We start from the raw sequence: 14,516 nt of genomic DNA on the forward strand, positions 1-14,516 counted from the left end.
CTACACCAGGCGACGTCGCAAAGGCGATGCTTCTCGGATACATATGTTATCCGAATAACATCGCTCTTTCAATGCCCGGCGGGAGAGCTCCTAGGCGTGTGCCGCGATCAAGCCGTCGACCCAGAGCCTGAGGGTCTTCGTGAGCAACGCCACCGACTCGTCGACGTCGATGACCCCTGCCGACTGTGCAACGGCCAGTCCGGTGCCGGTGGCGAGCACAGCATGAATCGCCTCCGTCGTCGCTTCGTCGGACGGCGAGACACCATCGGGCAGATACGCGTCGAGCATCACGCCGGCCGATTCGATGAAACGAGAAATGGTAGCGACCGCATCCGCCCGGCGATCCAGGTCACGGACGATGCTCAGTAAGTATTCGGAGATCAGATTTATCACGTCGGTCTGAGCGGACACACGCCGCCACCACGTCGCGAGCACGTCCAAACGACTGTCGAAATCTTCCGGCGACGACGCGAAACCAGTTACCAGGCTTGTGAGTTCACCCGACGACCGACGCTTCAGCACCTCGACGCACAGGTCCTCTTTGTTCTCGAAGTTGCTGTAGACCGCACCGACCGTGCGGCCGGCCTCCGCTGCAATCGCACCGATCGACGTGACGTGGTACCCGTTCGCGAGAAACAGCGACTCGGCGGCATCGAGCAACTCCTCGCGCGTACGCGCTTGAGTTTCGGCGCGAGTCAAGACCTTCCGGGCCGCCACGACGTCCTCCTTCTCGAATAAAGTTCGCCACCTACCGTCCGAGCACGAACGATCTGCACTATCGGAATAGTACCGTTATCGACTCCCGTGTACCGTCACGAAACGGACGCGTATGAATGGCGGAAAAGTCAGCGCGACTTGAGGAATCCAGAATTTTCTCCGACTCGAACCGCCGCGCGCTGCCCGAACACTCAGCGCGTCGCGATCAGAGGAGTTACCGCGCCGTGCTGCAGCGCCTTGTCACTTGTCGCAATCGCGAGGCCTCGTCGTGCGGCTTGGGCAACGATCATGCGGTCGAACGGGTCCTTGTGATCCCAGCTGAGCTGCCCTGCCATGACGGCATCTGCGGAATCGATTGGTAGGTCGGTCGCGTACATGGACTCCAAGATCTTGCCCCAGCTGGACAGGAGTGCGTTGCCTTCGAGTCGACCCAGACGGGTCTTGATCGCGATCTCCCAGGCCGAAGCGGCTGATACGAAGAGCTCGTTGGAAGTAGCTTCGAGTTGCTGGCGCGCTGATGTAGCGATTCGGTCGGGTGTCGATACCAGCCAAAGGAAGGCGGTGGTGTCGAGCAAGATAGCGGTCACGAACCAGACTCCCAGCCGGCCAGCTCGTCGTCGGGTAGCGGAGCGTCGAAATCGTCCGGAACGATCAGCCCGGGGAGTTGACCGAACAAGCGCGGTCGCGGGACCACCGGTGAGAATGGCCCCTCAGCTTCATGGTCTATCCGTACGGATCTTCGTCGGCCGCCCTCAACCGCGAACTCTGTGCCCGCCGGTGTCGATGATCTCGGCCGCCAAGAGTTCGATGTCCTCCCACTCGCGCGCGTTCCGTGTACTGGTGCGGGAGGACGGCGCGTCGGGAAAGAACGGATGATGGACCGGGTCGAACACGACCGTCTCGATATGGCGGTCCGCGAGGGTATGTAGATCGGTGGCAATTTGTTCGACCGACCCAACTCCGAGGGGTCGGTCATCCTCCGGCAGAGCTGTTGCAGAGATCGACAACCGAATTCGGGGAGCGATGCGGGGTGCCGACACTCCCGCCGCATCAGCGAGCGTCGCGGCCAGGCGAGCCCCAGCGTCGAGAATTTCGAGTGTCGGGAACACCGGATGCCAGACGCCGTTGTTTGCAATCGCCCGGGGTACTGCGACTTTCGCGCTCCCGCCGACCCAGATCGGTGGTCCACCCGCCTGATATGGAGCGGGTGTGGCGAGAAGATCGTCGAACTCGACGAACTTGCCGGTGAAACTGACGTGCCCACCGTTCCAAAGTTTGCTGAGCACCTCGAGATATTCGTCGGTCATCGCGCCGCGGCGGCGATATTCGATGCCCAGAGCGCTGTATTCCTGTTCGTTGCCGCCGACGCCGATCCCGAAAACGACTCGTCCTCGGCTCAGTTGGTCGATGGTGGCGATGGCACGTGCGGTATGAACGGGGTGGCGCAGCGGCAGCACGGTCACCGAAGTGCCGAGTCTGATCGTCGAAGTGACGCCTGCGAGATAGGTGAGTGCGGCGAAGCACTCGTAGAAGTCTTCGGGGTAGGCGCGGCGGACGTCGGCGGGTTGAGCAAGGTGGTCGGTGACCATGGCAAGGTCGAAGCCAAGCCGTTGGCTGCCTGCACCCCATTGGGACAAGCGGTCCGGTGACACCGCGGATCCGTAGTTTGGAATAGATATACCGAATTGCATGCGCGAGCTGTCCTTTCGACTCCGTACGCGCCGGTCAGAACGGCTGAGGGTGGCCTTTCACGTGGCGGAATCGCTTTGGGCGAGAGCGCGGCTGGTCGACGATGAGACACCAACGCTTTGTCCCGAATTCGTCACAGGAAGTTGCCGATATTCGTAGTCGTCGCGGTCGAATCGTGTTGCCCGACGGTAGGTTTTCAGCAATGACCAGGGGCGGATGTAGGGGGATTTGCCCTGCGAGTTGACGAAGTAGGTATTGGATCCTTCGCACCGAGTCTCGAGGTAGTACGACAGGTTCCGGCCGCTTTGGATCATTTCCTGGTGGAAGCGTTCTTGGGCTTCGGGGCGAACCTCGACGACTGTGGCGCCGCGTCGTCGAGTTTCGTCGATGACCGTGGCGATGTGACGCATGGCATTCTCGACGAAGTAGTGGAACGCCGTGCCCGTCCAGGAGTAGGGGCCGACCATGATGAAACGGTTGGGAATGCCGGCTACCGCGGTGCTGTAATAGGCCTTGAGTTCCTCGGTGTTGTAGAACTCTCCGAGATCGAATCCGTTGCGGCCGATGACAGTTCCGGTTTTGTAGCTCTCGGGATCGGAGAACACCTCGTAGCCTGTGGCCAGGACGAGGGCGTCTATTTCGCGTTCCACGCCGTCGACGCTGCGGATACCGGTCGGGGTGATCTCGGCGATGCCGTTGGTAACGAGCTCGACGTTGTCGCGGTTCAGGGTGGGCAGATATTGGCCGCCCGCGCCGCCGCGGATGCACACGATTCCGAAGTCGGGACGCAGGTGTGGATGAAGCTCTTTGTCCTTCACTTTGTGTCGTACCCAGCCTTTGTAGGCGTGGCGACCGGCGAAATCGACGACACGTGCACCGCCTTTCCACAGCGGAGCCGGGGTGAATATTGCGACGCGCAACAAGGAGTCGATCACGGCTTGGGCGACTCCGTTGACAACCGCGGAACCGCCGGGGAGAGCGAGAAAGCGTTGCATCCACGGGGTAAGGACGAAGTCCGGTTTCGGCAGGTAGACCTGCGGGGTCCGCTGGTAGATGTCGAGACGCTCGACCTGTTCGGCGAGCTTGGGGGCGATCTGCATGGTGCTCGCGCCGACGCCGATGATGCCGACGCGCTTGCCGGTGAAGTCGTAGTCGTTGTCCCAGGTCGCCGGGTGCATGGAGACGCCGGTGTAGGAGTCGAGGCCGGGGATGTTCGGTTTGGTCTTCGGGTTGATGTAGGCGCCGACGGCGCTGATCACGAACCGAGCCGTGATGACCTCTCCGGTGTCCAGATGCAGCCGCCAGAGCCCAGCGTCGTCGTCCCATTCCTCACGAACGATGGTGGTGTTGAACTGCATTCGGCGTGGCAGGTCGTAGTCGGCGGCGACATCCTGGAGGTATTCCAGGATTTGGTCGCGCTTGGCGAAGAACCTGTCCCAGTCTGGTTTTCGTGCAAACGAGAACTGATAGGTGGTGGTCGGGATATCGCAGCCGGCGTCGGGATAGCTGTGGGTGTACCAGGTACCGCCGAGCCCGCCGACACGGTCGATGATGAGGAAGTCGTCTATACCGATCTCCTGCAGCTTCACGCCGGCGCAGATGCCGCCGATGCCTGCGCCGATGATCACCACCTCGTGCTGCGGAGTCTCGGGCATGTTCGTCTGTGTCATTTCTGTTCTCCAGCTGAAGCTTTGATCACTCGGCGCGGCCGGTGTCCGTTGGTGGAAGGGATGGATTCGGATCGGCGTGCGTCGAGTTCGGCCACCCGACGCTTCAGGCCGGGTCCCAAGCCGACTTCGCGGTAGGCGAGACGCCACAGCGCCGGCGCGTACTTGGCGAACCGGAACGGCAGCCGCGGCGTCACGGCGACGTCCCAGCTCAGATCGGTGCCGCCGTTGACGTTGGTCGCGAAGTCCATGTTTTCCGCGTATTCGCGGACCAGCAGATACTGAATCCAAGTCCCGCTGACCACGCCGAAAGTGATGCGCTGGTAAGGCTCGTAGCGCCAAAAGCGTTCCCGCTCAACCCAGAGCGCGCGATAGATGCCGTGAGGACTACCCATTTCTCGGATCATGCCAACCCCACGTTCGGGCGAATCGTAGCGAACACCGACACCGGGAAACGGCAGCCATTCCCAGGCGTGGGCATCGTCGATGGCGTCCCAGACTGCCTCGACCGATGCGTCGAATGTCCGACGAACGGTGAAGGTGAGCGAGGCGTTCTCGATAGTCGAATCGCCGACTTCCGTCGCGGCAGGACGCTGCTTGTGTAATACGGACAGAATTCCCATGGTGGTCTCCGTTGACAGTTGGGTCCGCCGGCGTCGATCCGCCGGCTAGATGCTGACCCTATCAAGATACTGTCATTATTTGAATAGCGCTATTCTTGATTTTCGGTCCGCGTTTCCAATTGCCCCCACCTGACGTTCGGGCGGTTCCTGCGCCCCAGAGGTGCGCACGTTAGGGTCGTGGTTGTCATCGATCGCGATCGACGTCCCGACGGAACGGGCTGCAGGCACCGAAGGAATGGCGTGACGTCTCGAAAAGCGTTGAATCGCAACGAATCACGGGAACTGATCCGTGAAGAACTTCTCGATGCCGCCGAGCGACTATTTGTATCAGTCGGATATCACGGCACTTCGGTCGCGGCAATCGTTGCGTCGGCCGGTCGCACGGTGGGTGCGGTCTACAGCAACTTCGCGAACAAGGAAGACCTCTGCTTCGAAGTCATCAAGCGCCGGGGTACGGCCGAGCTGTCCAGCGTTATCAGCGACCTCGCCGCAGCGTCGGACGACCTCGACGCACGTGTCGACGTCATCATCGCCTGGTGGTCACGCCTGTCCAGCGATTCGAATCTGCTCATCCTCGGCGCCGAGTACCTGCTGGTGATGTTGCGCGACACCGAACGACAATCGGCAGCAGCTGAGGCGATCGACCGGCTGGTCGAGTCCGCTCGGGCTCTGTTCGACGACCATCTTCCCCACGGCACGCCGGACGTCGAGTACGAGAAGGCGGTGCGCGGAATCCTTGCGACCGCTACCGGCCTGTCGGTCGCCCAAGCTGCTGGAGTCATCGACACCGTCGAGTCGACAGCGCTGCTGCTGGACGCCTTCCAGCTGCGCATGGCCCGGATTCTCGATTACTCTCAGCCGAATTGACCTCCGCCAGGGATGGTCGGCGCATACGGTCGAACATCTTTCTTGCCAAGTGATCAGATTGCGCTGAACGGGCGCCACTTGGTGCGGTGCCGTTGGACTGCGGTTCGACGGCGGTAGGCGCCGGCGACCTCCTCGCCGTAGAAGTCGCCATCAGAGCGATACAAAAACAGCGAGACGATCCAGATTGCGACCAAGATGCCAGCTAGAAGACTCATGGTTTAACTCCTGCGCAGTAGGTGACACGAGTCGGCTCGGGACTGCCGGCGTGGAGTGGTTGAGGCACCGGAATCGGCAGCTGTCGTTCGTGTTGCGACCACTGTTCACATTACGATCACTGTTTGTCAATACTCCAGCCACAGATCGTGGCGCGGACCACAGCGGGCGGATCATGGCGACGCCCCGGAGTCGAAACGCGCAGCGTGAGCGGCATCTTGACAAGCAAGTGCGATCACTGTTCACTTAGTGACTATCGATCCAGCAATTGATTTTCAAAGCACCGGAGGTAGCCATGGCAGAACTGTCAGATACTGCGCGAGCAATTCGCCAGCGCATCATGACTCAGGTCCGCGACGACGGGACTGCACCGACGATCGCAGAGCTACGGCACGAATTCGGGCTGACCGCCGACGAGTTGTCCTCAAACCTCCACGATCTCGAGGCCGCGATTTGCCTTGCGCGCCAGGACGAAGAGCACGCTGGCAGTGCGGTTTTCCAGGACGAACCGTTGCAGACCCCACAGCCAGCCCTCGGCGAGATCGTGTACGCGCGACCGTTCGCGAACTTCGAGAACCACTACCCCATCACCGTCGACGGCGAACAACGCTGGTACGCCGAGTGCGCCGTCGAAGCGTGCGCGATTTCGGGCCAGTTCCCCGGATCAGAGGTTGTCGTGGAGTCGCGTTGTCGACAGACCGGGCAACCGATTCGTCTCGTCGGACGTGACGGCATCCTGCTCGACTATGCGCCGAAGACTCTGCGCGTTCACCTCGGCTACCCACTGCGCGACATGCCCACACGGGTCGTCGGGTGGTGTGACTACAACAGCTTCTTCGCCTCCGAGGAAGCCGTCGAGCAGTGGCGTCAGGAACACCCCGAGATCAATGGCGTGACACAGTCACCGGAGGAGATGTCGCGCGGCATCACCGAACTCCTCGGCAAGGGCCGACTCGACTACAACTACCAACCCGACTTCCCACTCCTGACCCTGGTGAGCAAAATGCGCCGGTTCGGACTCCTCCGACCGACACGACTCGGTATTCCCGTCCCTGACCCGTTCTGGATGCCGACGCCGAAGATGGCCCTCGACTGGAAACGCCAGGGCCACGGCAACTTCTTCCGCGTACACCTGCGCTGATCCCCGCACCCTGTCACCACCGGAAAGGACTGAACGATGAACGCATTGACCGCTCTTGTCGGCGGGTACGACCTGAGGAAAGAGATCGCGGCGGAACGTCTGGAACTCGCGAACCTGCTCCGAGATCTCAGCGGCAAGGAATGGGAGACCGAAACGCTGTGCGCCGGTTGGCGGGTCCGTGACGTAGTCGCGCATCTCCTTTACGACGCGACTCCCCCGCCGATCTATCTGTACGACATAGTTCGCGCGGGCGGCTCGACCGAGCGACTCAACGACCGATACCTGCGCAAAGCGGAGTCGTTCACCACCGCCGAACTGTTGACACGTTTCGAACTGTCGATCGGTAGCGGCTTCGGCGCCACGACGGCCCCGCGGCTCGCGCTCTACGACGTGCTGGTCCATCACCAAGACATCCGACGTCCACTCGGTCGTCCGCGTACCGTCCCCGAGCGCCGACTGCGCGCAGTACTCGACTACCCGGACCCGTTCGTCCATCCGACCCGGCGCATGCGCGGATTGCGATTCGAAGCAACGGACATCAACTGGACGAACGGCGACGGTGCGGCCGTCCGCGGTCCAGCCGAGGCGATCGTCATGGCGATCGCAGGCCGCCCCACTGCCCTACGCGATCTCACAGGTGACGGCGTTGAAGAGCTGACCAGGAGGCTGACATGAGCACGTCGGTCACTGGGAACGATGTAGCCGGGTTCGGCACCGACGAGTGTGTCGATGTCAAAGTCTTCACCACCCGATGGTGCCCGCACTGCCTTCGCCTGAAGCACGGTCTACGCCGCCATGACGTCAGGTGGCACGAGATCGATATCGAGACCGATTGCGCAGCAGCAGATTTCGTCGCCGGCGCCAACAACGGCAACCGAACTGTTCCCACTGTCGTATTCCGCGACGGAACTGTCATGACCAACCCGCCGATCCGGACATTCCTCGATACCCTGGCCGCTATCGCAAACCGAGACAATGCCCGCCGTTCACCATGTGAGCGATGATCACCCGTTGCCGTATAACAATGGTGAGACAGCACCGAGCGAAAGTTGTGCATTGACTACTGCATCCGACGCCGCCCCGCCGAGCAGACGAACAGAGCGGCGCGCCGAGACCATTGCCGATATCAAGTCTCACGCCTGGCAACAACTCGCGTCCGACGGCACCGGCGGACTGTCTCTGCGAGGCATCGCCCGCGAGATGCGGATGTCCCCCGCAGCCTTCTTCCGGTATTTCGACAATCAGTCCGCCTTGATCACAACGCTGTGTGTCGATGCCTACACGTCGTTGGCCGACGCAATCACGGGCGCGACGGCGGCAGCGCCGACGCCGGAGCAGGGGTGGCGCGCACTGTGCCACGGCGTCCGAGCGTGGGCGCGCGACAACGCCGCTGCCTTCGCCCTGATCAACGGCACACCCGTTCCGGGTTACGTCGCACAACCCGAGGAAACCGGCCCCGCCGCCGGCCGCATGATGATCGCGGTGGCATCGACCTACCTCGCCGCCGTCGCCGACGGCTCCGCCGACCCCGCCGCCACCGATGTACCGTCGCTCGCCGCCGGACCGCTGCTGCTCAGCCTCGCCGACGGCAGCCCAGTACCCGACAACCCCGTTACCGGGATTGTCCTCAATGCGTGGGCCTCGATCCTCGGATTCGTCGGCGCAGAAGCGTTCGGAAGCCTCGACCGGCTCGTCGCCGATACCGATGCCCTCTACGACAGTCACGTCACCACCGTCATGCGTGGCATGGGATTCCGGCTCGAACCCGAGAATTGACCGTCAACAAACCGTAAACCGCTGACCGCATAGTCATGTCCAACCAGCCGAACCAACAAAGGACAGGACATGACACTCACCCAGACCGCAGCCGCTCCCGCCACCAACGACATCTCTCGCAAAGCCCGCCGCGTGGGCACGATCATCGGCGGCCTCGTAGTCGCCTTCCTGACCATCGACGCGGTCGCTCACCTGCTCAACGGCGAAACCTCGCGTAAAGGATTCCTGGAACTCTGCGTACCTGCCCACCTCGGACCGATCTCCGGCATCGCGATGCTGATCTTCCTCGCCCTGCTGCTCTTCCGGCCGACAGCCGTGATCGGCGCAATCTTCGTGACCGGCTACCTCAGCAGTGTCGTGTCCGTGCACCTGATCAACGAGAACCCGATCTTCAGCCACGTGCTGTTCCCGGTGTACCTCGGCATCCTGCTGTGGACCGCGCTCTACCTACGCGACGAACGCGTCCGCGCAATTGTCGGCCGCTAGATCGCAGATTTTCCGTCAGCCTCGATTCACGCGATCGCCGCAACACTCTCGACCAGAGAGGTTGCGGCGATCGCGTTAGCCGGAGCTGTGACTTCTATGCAGTAGCGGCGGCAAGCCGACCGAGTGTGTCGGTCAACTGATCCTCGGTGACGAGCGGGAACTTCACCTTGTCGAGCAGGTTCTTATCGGTGACTTTCGACCAGTCGTAGGTGTGGCGAACCAACGTTTCGTTCGGTCCCTGAGACTCCAACTCCCACAGCCACTCCCACCCGGGAGGCTCCGTGCCAGCCGGCGCCGTCTTCCACGCCAGCAACTTGTCTTTCGCATAACCGGAAACATGGTTGTCGGTTTTGTACTCGCCGCCCATGTGATCGCCCTGCATGTTCATCGTGAACACGTCGCCGACGTGCTGAATCCGATCGGCATGGTCCACGCCGCGGATAAACCCAGAACCATCAAGCGCTTGGTGGCGCTCGGGATTGGAGAGGACGTCGAAAATCGCGTCGACGGGTGCCGTGATGGTGCGTTCGACGATGACCTTTGTGTTGTCGCTCATTCCTCGACACTGTCGGAAACTCGCCAATCGTGCAACGTTGCCTACGCCGAAGGCGCGAGATCGTAGCCAAAAAAGTAGGCCGGGCGGGGCTCGAACCCGCGACTGTCGCACCCCACATCGGTGCGTGTACGGGTGCCACCGGCAAGCACCGACAATCGACGTCCGGGCAGTCGAGCGGACTCGAGAACGTGAGGTCGGCGCTGGGTTTACCCTGTGACCAATCCCCATCCCGGATGGTTACGGGAGTTGAGATAGTCCCGCTCGTAGACTCGCACCACTGAGTCTACTGACAGTGGACAGCTGCGTTAGCCTCTGTGGATGACGACATCCGACTCGGTCGCTACTCACCGCGACACCGGCGATCCGGCGCCGGTCGATCGTGAAGTGCCTGGTGACACCTCGACGGGACCGGACCTCGAACGAGCTATCGCGAAACAAGTTCGTGCGCTTCGCCGTTCGACAGGATTGTCGGTCGCCGACATGGCTGAAAAAGTCGGAATCTCCAAGGCAATGCTGTCGAAGATCGAGAATGCTCAGACATCGTGCAGCTTGAACACTCTCGCTCGCCTCGCCGTTGGTTTGGATGTGCCCGTCACGTCTCTGTTTCGTGGTGCGGATTCGGCGCGTGAAGCCGTGTACGTCGAGGCCGGCCACGGTGCCGTGATCGTCGGTCGCGGAACCCGAGCCGGTCACCACTACGAGCTGTTGGGCGCACTGCGTGGCCAGCACAAACGGCTCGAACCGGTATTGGTAACGCTGACAGATGCCAGCGAGGTATTCCCGCTGTTCCAGCATGCCGGAACAGAGATGCTCTACATGCTCGAAGGCGTCATGGTCTACGGTCACGGCGAATCGGAATACACACTGCGACCGGGCGATTCGTTGCTACTCGACGGAGAAGGCTTGCACGGCCCGCACAATCTTGTACGCCTACCCATAAAGTTCCTCGCCATCACCGCGTACCCCGATCACCACGAGGACTGACCGAGCGAATCACGATTGCGACGAGGGCATCGGGACGAACAATGACACGCCGAAACGGGCGTGGTCACCCTATGCGATCCGACGTACACTCCCAGTAAACTTGCGCTCGACTACCTGCTGAGGCTTTCACGCCAACTGCAGTTCGCCCCGTGGTGCCTCTCGGTTGGACTCGGTGCCTTCGGCTACACATCCGACAACCGCCTTCGCAGAGAGAGTCGTCGATGACCAACCGCACTTCCGCCGTTCGACCCACCGATCGGAAAAGGGTGCCGTGGAAGAACGGAGAGGGCGTCACCGAGGAAATCGCGGCAGGAGACGGCACTACGCCACTGTGGCGAGTGAGCATCGCAGATCTGTCTAGCCAGCCCAGCACTTTTTCGGCCTTCGAGGGCCAGCACAGGGTGTTCACCGTGATCGGCACGCACGGTGCGACTCTCGACTGGGACGGGATGAAGACTGACGTGGAACCGTTCCAGCCGTTCCCTTTCGATGGATCCCTCCCGCCGAAATGCACGACTAGCGGACCTACCCGCGCCCTCAACGTCATGGTCGACAAATCCGCTGGCACGGCCACAGTGTCTGTGCGAAGTGTCGGTTCGGAACACATCGAGACGGACCGATGCGCGATCACCGTCGTGTACGTCGCGGGCGGGTCGGTCGCGGCAAGTGGAACTGAGGCCCAGGTTGGCGATTGCCTGGTCGTGGATCACGACTCGGTCGTACTTCGTGGCAACGCCGATGTACTCATAGCCCGGATACAACTCACGACAGGCTAAGTGGGGTCCACACCGCCGAGGATCCCGGAGTCGGAGAAGACGTCCAGGACGAAACCCCTTCGGGGATGGCCACTCGGCCCGGGACGTCTGCGGCAGGTTCCCACGGAAGCCTGGTTGACTTCCCAACCCACATACGCCGCTGGGGTAGACCCTAGATACTAGGATGAAACCACAGTTCACAGCGAATGCGCTTACAAATCTCAGCCCCCAGTGCAGAGACTTGTGAATCTGCCGGTGAATCCAGCATCGCAACAGGCCGGATGAGCGTCGCACGCTAGTCGCTAACTTTTTCGTAACACGTTCGTCATCATTCGGGTGTTTCATATTAGATAACAATGATTCACTTGCTGAAACCAGCAAGGACGACTCCAACGACCACTGGCAAACATCGGTAGAAGCGCCCACCGCAAAGGATCGGCACGTGAGTGACACGACAAAGTTCTTGATCATCGGCGGCGGCCTCGAAGGATTGGCCATCGCATACTCGCTCGCCGATCGCGGCGAGACCGACGTGCTCGTTCTCGAACGCGACACCCTCTGCTCCGGAATGACCGGTAAGTCCTCCGGCGTCGTCCGCTGCCACTACGGCACGCCTTCGCTGGCGGCGATGTCCTGGTACGGCGTCGACACCTTCACTCGCGCAACCGAACTCTTCGACGACGACATGGCGTTCCGACAGTGCGGATATGTAGTCGGCGTCGCCGAGAACAACGTCAAACCTCTCGAAGCAAACATCGCAATGATGCAGGGGCTGGGCATCGCGACCGAATTCATCGCTCACGACAAGATGGCCGAACTGTGGCCGGGCCTGCACCTCGACGACTTCGCACTCTTCGCCTACGAGCCGCTCGGCGGTCGCGGAGAGGCGTACATGGCCGGCATGGCCTTCGCCGCGACCGCGCGAAGGATGGGTGTCAAGATCCGTCAGAGCACACCCGTTGTCTCCCTTCTGCAAAACACGGCCGGAGCGGTGTACGGCGTGACACTGAAGGACGGATCCGAAGTACACGCGGACCACGTTGTGCTCGCGACCGGACCGTGGGCTCCCGAGTTGGCAGCAGGTGTCGGTGTAGACCTCGACGTGAAAGCTCAACGTGCACAGCTAGTCCTGATCGACCAGGGTGTACCGACGCCGGAAGTACCGGTCCTGTCCGATCTCGCCGGGCTGCAGTACATCTGCCGCGAACCGAACGGTGAACTGCTGGTTGGGAACTCGGATCATCAGGCACCGGAGTACATCGATCCCGACAAGTATGTCAACCGCGCCGACGCGGACGCGATCGAAAAGAACATCATGAAGCTCGGTCATCGATTGCCGGACATGCCCGACCCACGCATCACCAGCTCCTATGTCGGCGCCTACGACGTCACTCCGGATTACAACCCGATCATCGGGCCATCACCCGTCGACGGACTGTTCCTCGCCACCGGCTTCTCCGGACATGGATTCAAGATCTCCCCCGCCGTCGGCGCACTCGTCACGGACCTGCTCATCGACGGCGAGACCTCGCTCCCGAACGTCAACCCCGCCGACTTCCGGTACTCACGATTCGCCGAGAACGACCTGCTCTTCAGTCTTCATCCCTACGAGGGCGCCGGAGAAATGCGATGACCCTCACGGACGCCAGAAATTCAGCCGACACCACACATGCGAAGGACCATGCCATGGCTGTAGATACTTCCGAAGCCGCACCCGTGACCGACACTGCCGACACACCCACGTTGTCCGAGGTCGCCCACGCCAGCGGAACCACCTTCATCCTCGCGTTGTTCGTGACACTGTCCGGCAAACCATGCGCCAAGCTGGTTCCGATTCAGGCCGTCAAGCAACTGGAAGAGGACGGCGTCGGATTCGCCGGCTACGCAGCAGGACACATGGGTCAGGAGCCCAAGGACTCCGATCTCGTGGCGATCGCCGACGTCTCCTCGTTCACCCCGATCCCGTTCATCAAGCCGGGCCTGGCGATCGTGCACTGCGATCCCCATGTCGAGGGGAAGCCGTGGCCCTACGCGCCGCGCATCATCCTCAAAGAGCAGCTGCGCAAAGCCGCGGAGTTGGGGATGACCGTCAACGTGGGTGCCGAGATCGAGTACTTCCTCGTCAACCGGGTGGAGGGTGAGCTCGTCACCGCCGACCGCGGGGACACCAGCGCCAACCCGTGTTACGACGCCCGCGACGTCACGCGAATGTACGACCACCTCACCGAGGTCTCCGACGCGATGAACGCCCTCGGCTGGGGCAACTACGCCAACGATCACGAGGACGGCAACGGTCAATTCGAGCAGAACTTCGATTACGCCGACGCGATGACCACCGCGGACCGCGTCATCACACTCCGCTACCTGCTCTCGGTCATCGCCGAGAAGCGCGGCATGCAAGCAACATTCATGCCGAAGCCGTTCACCACCCGCACCGGCACCGGACTGCACCTGCATCTCTCGCTCTGGAACGACGCCGGCGCCATGTTCCCAGGCGTCGACGACGAGAGGGGCCTCGGCTTGTCCGCCACCGCCTACGCCTTCGTCGCCGGAATCCTCGAACATGCCTGCGCTCTGCAAGGCTTGATTGCCCCGACGGTCAACTCCTACAAGCGAACCGGAGCCACCGCGACGTCCAGCGGGGCCACATGGTCTCCCCGCTACGCCACCTACGGCGGCAACGACCGCACCCAGTATCTGCGGATCCCCGACAAGAATCGTGTCGAACTCCGCGGCGGCGACGGATCGGCCAACCCGTACCTCGCGGCGGCCGGAGCCATAGCGGCCGGCCTCGACGGGGTTCGCCGGGGCCTCGACCCGGGAACACCTGGCAGCGGGGACTCCCCCAGCGACATGCTCCCCATGACCCTGCTGCACGCGATGGATGCGCTGGAAGCCGATTCCGTGCTCACCGACGCCCTCGACATAGCCGGCCCCGGAGTGGCCGAGTACTTCGCAAAAACCAAGCGCGAAGAGTTCTTCTCCTGGCACAACACGGTCTCCTCATGGGAGATAGACCGCTACCTCACCGCCTTCTGACAT

At 61.9% G+C, this 14,516-nt stretch carries 17 protein-coding genes; 10 read left to right on the plus strand and 7 right to left on the minus strand.

All coding sequences use genetic code 11. From position 1 onward, the window contains the following. Positions 1 to 90 precede the first annotated feature (90 nt). The 5 genes from JGU71_RS24410 to JGU71_RS24430 form a co-directional block, all read right to left on the minus strand. On the minus strand, positions 91 to 717 hold the full coding sequence (locus tag JGU71_RS24410) for a TetR/AcrR family transcriptional regulator (protein WP_199707240.1): 627 nt from the start codon (positions 715 to 717) through the stop codon (positions 91 to 93). A 191-nt stretch (positions 718 to 908) separates the two neighbouring features. Then, a complete protein-coding gene (locus JGU71_RS24415) occupies positions 909 to 1,304 on the minus strand; it encodes a type II toxin-antitoxin system VapC family toxin (protein ID WP_199707242.1) in 396 nt (131 codons plus the stop codon). Positions 1,305 to 1,469: 165 nt separating this feature from the next. Continuing rightward, positions 1,470 to 2,408 (minus strand): TIGR03619 family F420-dependent LLM class oxidoreductase, encoded by a 939-nt coding sequence (locus JGU71_RS24420; RefSeq protein ID WP_199707244.1) that lies wholly within the window; start codon positions 2,406 to 2,408, stop codon positions 1,470 to 1,472. 57 nt (positions 2,409 to 2,465) lie between these two features. After that, positions 2,466 to 4,076, minus strand: a complete 1,611-nt coding sequence (locus tag JGU71_RS24425; protein WP_199707246.1) for a flavin-containing monooxygenase — start codon at positions 4,074 to 4,076, stop codon at positions 2,466 to 2,468. Further along, entirely contained in the window at positions 4,073 to 4,696 is a 624-nt protein-coding gene (locus JGU71_RS24430) for an SRPBCC family protein (protein ID WP_199707248.1), read from the minus strand. Before JGU71_RS24430 ends, JGU71_RS24425 begins: the two co-directional genes overlap by 4 nt. Before the next feature lie 240 nt (positions 4,697 to 4,936). On the opposite strand from JGU71_RS24430, the gene JGU71_RS24435 reads away from it, so the two are divergent. Further along, the gene (locus tag JGU71_RS24435; RefSeq protein WP_199707250.1) at positions 4,937 to 5,563 is read left to right on the plus strand and encodes a TetR/AcrR family transcriptional regulator; all 627 of its coding nucleotides are present in this window, start codon (positions 4,937 to 4,939) and stop codon (positions 5,561 to 5,563) included. Between the two features lie 53 nt (positions 5,564 to 5,616). On the opposite strand, the gene JGU71_RS24440 is transcribed toward JGU71_RS24435, so the two are convergent. Further along, entirely contained in the window at positions 5,617 to 5,778 is a 162-nt protein-coding gene (locus JGU71_RS24440; RefSeq protein WP_199707252.1) for a hypothetical protein, read from the minus strand. Positions 5,779 to 6,071: 293 nt separating this feature from the next. Between JGU71_RS24440 and JGU71_RS24445 the strand changes: the two genes are divergently transcribed. The 5 genes from JGU71_RS24445 (at position 6,072) to JGU71_RS24465 (ending at position 9,179) form a co-directional block, all read left to right on the plus strand. After that, positions 6,072 to 6,917 (plus strand): alkylmercury lyase family protein, encoded by an 846-nt coding sequence (locus tag JGU71_RS24445; RefSeq protein ID WP_199707254.1) that lies wholly within the window; start codon positions 6,072 to 6,074, stop codon positions 6,915 to 6,917. Between the two features lie 36 nt (positions 6,918 to 6,953). Beyond that, positions 6,954 to 7,592, plus strand: a complete 639-nt coding sequence (locus JGU71_RS24450; RefSeq protein WP_199707256.1) for a maleylpyruvate isomerase family mycothiol-dependent enzyme — start codon at positions 6,954 to 6,956, stop codon at positions 7,590 to 7,592. After that, complete coding sequence (locus tag JGU71_RS24455; RefSeq protein WP_199707258.1) at positions 7,589 to 7,921, plus strand: glutaredoxin domain-containing protein; 333 nt, start codon at positions 7,589 to 7,591, stop codon at positions 7,919 to 7,921. The genes JGU71_RS24450 and JGU71_RS24455 overlap by 4 nt, the downstream gene beginning before the upstream one ends. A gap of 52 nt (positions 7,922 to 7,973) precedes the next feature. Further along, a complete protein-coding gene (locus JGU71_RS24460; protein WP_199707260.1) occupies positions 7,974 to 8,693 on the plus strand; it encodes a TetR/AcrR family transcriptional regulator in 720 nt (239 codons plus the stop codon). 69 nt (positions 8,694 to 8,762) lie between these two features. Next, positions 8,763 to 9,179: a DoxX family protein gene (locus JGU71_RS24465; RefSeq protein ID WP_199707262.1), complete on the plus strand. Its 417-nt coding sequence runs from the start codon at positions 8,763 to 8,765 to the stop codon at positions 9,177 to 9,179. A gap of 94 nt (positions 9,180 to 9,273) precedes the next feature. Here JGU71_RS24465 and JGU71_RS24470 read toward each other — a convergent pair whose 3' ends face one another. Continuing rightward, positions 9,274 to 9,735 carry an SRPBCC family protein gene (locus JGU71_RS24470; RefSeq protein WP_199707264.1) on the minus strand — a complete coding sequence of 154 codons (462 nt, stop codon included), beginning with the start codon at positions 9,733 to 9,735 and terminating at the stop codon, positions 9,274 to 9,276. A gap of 318 nt (positions 9,736 to 10,053) precedes the next feature. On the opposite strand from JGU71_RS24470, the gene JGU71_RS24475 reads away from it, so the two are divergent. From JGU71_RS24475 to glnT, 4 genes are all read left to right on the plus strand, one after another. Continuing rightward, on the plus strand, positions 10,054 to 10,719 hold the full coding sequence (locus tag JGU71_RS24475) for a helix-turn-helix domain-containing protein (protein ID WP_199707266.1): 666 nt from the start codon (positions 10,054 to 10,056) through the stop codon (positions 10,717 to 10,719). 221 nt (positions 10,720 to 10,940) lie between these two features. Beyond that, positions 10,941 to 11,495, plus strand: a complete 555-nt coding sequence (locus JGU71_RS24480) for a HutD/Ves family protein (RefSeq protein WP_199707268.1) — start codon at positions 10,941 to 10,943, stop codon at positions 11,493 to 11,495. A 421-nt stretch (positions 11,496 to 11,916) separates the two neighbouring features. Beyond that, the gene (locus tag JGU71_RS24485; RefSeq protein ID WP_199707270.1) at positions 11,917 to 13,107 is read left to right on the plus strand and encodes an NAD(P)/FAD-dependent oxidoreductase; all 1,191 of its coding nucleotides are present in this window, start codon (positions 11,917 to 11,919) and stop codon (positions 13,105 to 13,107) included. 53 nt (positions 13,108 to 13,160) lie between these two features. Next, positions 13,161 to 14,513 carry a type III glutamate--ammonia ligase gene (gene glnT / locus JGU71_RS24490; protein WP_199707272.1) on the plus strand — a complete coding sequence of 451 codons (1,353 nt, stop codon included), beginning with the start codon at positions 13,161 to 13,163 and terminating at the stop codon, positions 14,511 to 14,513. The last annotated feature ends 3 nt before the right edge of the window (positions 14,514 to 14,516 follow it).

It is taken from the genome of Antrihabitans stalagmiti (genome assembly GCF_016482825.1).
In the GTDB taxonomy this organism is placed as follows: domain Bacteria; phylum Actinomycetota; class Actinomycetes; order Mycobacteriales; family Mycobacteriaceae; genus Antrihabitans; species Antrihabitans stalagmiti.